The organism is Kribbella antibiotica (assembly GCF_004349055.1).
GTDB lineage: Bacteria > Actinomycetota > Actinomycetes > Propionibacteriales > Kribbellaceae > Kribbella > Kribbella antibiotica.
Window position 1 is genome coordinate 1 of the sequence record NZ_SMKX01000278.1, and the last position, 3,340, is coordinate 3,340.

General features: G+C 67.0%; 3 protein-coding genes. All 3 read left to right on the forward strand.

The window, feature by feature from the left end; all coding sequences use genetic code 11:
- Positions 1-507 (forward strand): hypothetical protein (locus E1263_RS42065; protein ID WP_238162072.1); only part of this gene is annotated, 507 nt, incomplete at its 5' end.
- Between the two features lie 54 nt (positions 508-561).
- Positions 562-1,623 (forward strand): AAA family ATPase, encoded by a 1,062-nt coding sequence (locus E1263_RS42070; RefSeq protein WP_132178030.1) that lies wholly within the window; start codon positions 562-564, stop codon positions 1,621-1,623.
- Positions 1,616-3,337 (forward strand): vWA domain-containing protein, encoded by a 1,722-nt coding sequence (locus E1263_RS42075; RefSeq protein ID WP_132178032.1) that lies wholly within the window; start codon positions 1,616-1,618, stop codon positions 3,335-3,337. The genes E1263_RS42070 and E1263_RS42075 overlap by 8 nt, the downstream gene beginning before the upstream one ends.
- Positions 3,338-3,340 lie beyond the last annotated feature (3 nt).

The window sequence follows — 3,340 nt, forward strand, 5'->3', positions numbered from 1 at the left end:
GTTGGTGGGTGGGCGATCGACGCGTTCACGGGGGTACGGCGGGAGCACTCCGATGTGGACGTGTCGATCTTTGCTTGCGATGTGCCGGTGCTTCGGGCGCATGTGGGTGAGCGGTGGCACCTGTGGAACCTGGCCGGCGGCGACATGCGCCCGTTGACGAACAAGCATCCGGATGTGTTTGGGCCGGCGAGTCAGGTGTGGGTTCGGGAACACGGGGATGCGCCGTGGGTCATCGACCTTCCGCTGACGCCGGACACTAACGGGTTGTGGACCAGCAAGTACTTTCCTGAGCACACCGCTCGTTTGGAAGACGCCACCTGGGTTGCAGGCGACGGCGTCCGCTACCTGAGGCCCGAGCTCGTCCTTCTCTTCAAGGCGCGTCTCCATCGCAGCAAGGACCGGCACGATTTTGACCGCGCCTGGCCGCTGCTCTCAACGGCTAAGCAGGACTGGCTGCGCGAGACAGTACGGCGCTTCTATCCCGACTGCTCATGGAAATTCGTGTGACAGGGCTGGGGGTTCGGGGGACCCTGGGAGTCGGGGAACGAACGAGAGGGATGGATGCAGGCGGGGATTTCGGTTTCGGCGGGTGAGCTGCCGGAGGTTTTGTTGCATGTGGCTGTGGTTCGGCCGGTGTTTTTGTGGGGCGCACCCGGGATCGGGAAGAGCAGTCTGGTGCGGGCTTTTGCGGAGTCGCTGGGGCTGGAGTGCGTGACGCTGCTGGGGACGCAACTGGCGCCGGAGGACTTGATCGGCGTGCCGCAGATCGTGGATGGACGGAGCCGGTTTGCGCCGCCGGTGGCTATTGCGCGGGACGAGCCGTACTGCTTGTTCCTGGATGAGCTGAACGCGTCGTCGGCCGAGGTGCAGAAGGCGTTCTACTCGCTGATCCTGGATCGTCGGATCGGTGAGTACGAGCTGCCGGAAGGCTCTGTCGTGATCGGGGCCGGCAACCGCGCCACGGACAACGCGCTGGCTCGTCCGATGGCGAGTGCATTGATCAACCGGCTGGTGCATGTTCATCTGCGTGCGTCGGCGAGCGACTGGCTGCAGTGGGCCGGTACGGCGGGGATTCATCCGTGGGTGCTGGATTATCTGCGCAACCGGCCGGATCACCTCTGGACTGCGCCACCGAAGACCGAGGAGCCGTTCTCCACGCCGCGAAGCTGGCACATGCTGTCGGATGCCCTGCACTCGTACGGCGAGGGCATCACCGACGACACGCTGCGAGTCCTTGCCTTCGGCACCTTGTCTGCCGCGCACGCTTCTGCGTTCCGCGCGTTTGTGAAGACAGTGCGGAACGCATTCGGCCTCGAGGCTGTCCTGAAGGGTGAGGCCAGCTGGCCGTCTGCTCCGGAGGACCGCGACCTGCTCTACTTCTTGGCCGAGACCTTCCGCGCCCGACTGGTCAAGGAACTGCCGGCAGACAAGAACTCCGGTAGCCCGGCCGCGCGTCAGCTCGCACACCGCGGCAAGGCGCTGCTGGTGGAGCTGGCTGAGATCTCTCTAGAGGTTGCCCAGCTGGTGATCGCATCTGACGACGACGGCCGACCAGTACTGCCGACGTGGTTCCTGGTCGAGGTCAGCCGAGACCTGCCGCGGCTGGTCGCCGCCCGTGCCTGAGCGGCGCAAGGCCCGCAAAGACCCAGCCCTGGAAGCGATCCGGGCCGGTTGGGCTGTTGTCGAACGCCATCCCCTGTTCGCGCCGATCGCGGACCGCGTCTCCAACCCGGTGCGCAGTGACTCGGTACCGCGCACTGGCTGGGCCACGATCGACTCGAACGGCGCCATCCTCGCCCACTCGTCCCGCCGAGCCACACCAGCCGAGTGGACCTGGGTATTCGCGCACCTGCTCATCCACCTCGGTCTAGGACACGCAGAACGCGACAGGCCGGCTCCTGACCACGCTGCGAGTGCAGCGTGCGATACGGCGGTCAACCACTTCCTCCACTCACTCAAATTCGGCACCCCGGTCGTGGAAATGCCATCCGAGTTCCCCACGATCGATGAGGATGTGCTGGCACGACGGTGGCGACGTACCGCCGTACCGGCCGAGTACGGCGGTCAGGGCGTGGCCGGCGGACAGTCCGACGTACTGATTGAGCGGTGGAACGGATGGGGCAAGCCGCCGAACTGGAGTGAGCTCTTCGCCGCCGGTCTGTCGGATGCGGCCGCCGCTGCGGTAGATGTCGCTGGTGGCGCGCGGTCGTCGCTCTCGGATCGGCGTGCGAGCCGGAACGAGTGGGACCTCGCGCTGGGCTGGTTCGTCTCGTCGTACCCGCTGCTCGGCGCTATCGCCTCCACCATGACGGTCGTGGCCGAGGCGGAGCTCGCCCGCGGCTGGGACATCCAGGTGGCGGCGGTCAATGCCGCAGCAGGCGAGATCTACGTCAACCCGCTCACCAGCCTCACCCAGAACGAGTGGCGCTTCGTCATGGCGCACGAGATGCTCCACGCCGCGCTCCGGCATGGTGAGCGCGTTGGCGGCCGTGATCCGTACCTGTGGAACGTCGCCGCCGACCTGGTCATCAACGGCTGGCTCCTGGAGATGGGCGTCGGCACAATCCCTGACGGCGCGCTCTACGACCCAGTCCTCAAAGGCATGTCCGCCGAAGAGGTCTACGACCGCGTCGCCACTGACCTCCGCCGCTATCGCAAGCTGGCGACACTGCGCGGTACTGGACTGGGCGACGTACTGGGGCATCCGCTCCCCCACAGCGGCGAGGCTGCCCGCGCTGCTGGCTTGGACGACATCTACCGCCGCGCACTGAACACAGGCCTCGCCTACCACGACTCCTCCCGCGGTCTACTTCCATCAGGTCTGGTCGAAGAGATCCGCGCCCTGGACCACCCGCCTCTGTCCTGGGACGCCCAACTGGCGCGCTGGTTCGAAGAGCACGTCCCCGCCGCCGAACGCACCCGCACCTACGCCCGCGCATCCCGCCGCCAGGACAGTACGCCGGACATCCCCCGCCCCGGGTGGATCCGACCAGTCGAGCTGGAGCGCCTCCCGACGTACGGCGTAGTCCTGGACACTTCAGGCTCTATGGATCGCGTCCTGCTCGGCAAAGCGCTAGGAGCCATCGCCTCCTACTCGCGTGCCCGCGACGTCCCCGCCGCCCGAGTCATCTACTGCGACGCCGCCCCCTACGACGCCGGCTACATCCCCGTGGACGACATCGCCGGCCGCGTGCAGGTCCGAGGCCGCGGCGGCACTGTGCTCCAACCCGGCGTAGACCTCCTCGAACGCGCCGACGACTTCCCAGCCACTGGCCCTATCCTCCTCATCACCGACGGCCAGTGCGACGTGGTCCGCCTCCGCCGCCCCCACGCCTGACTC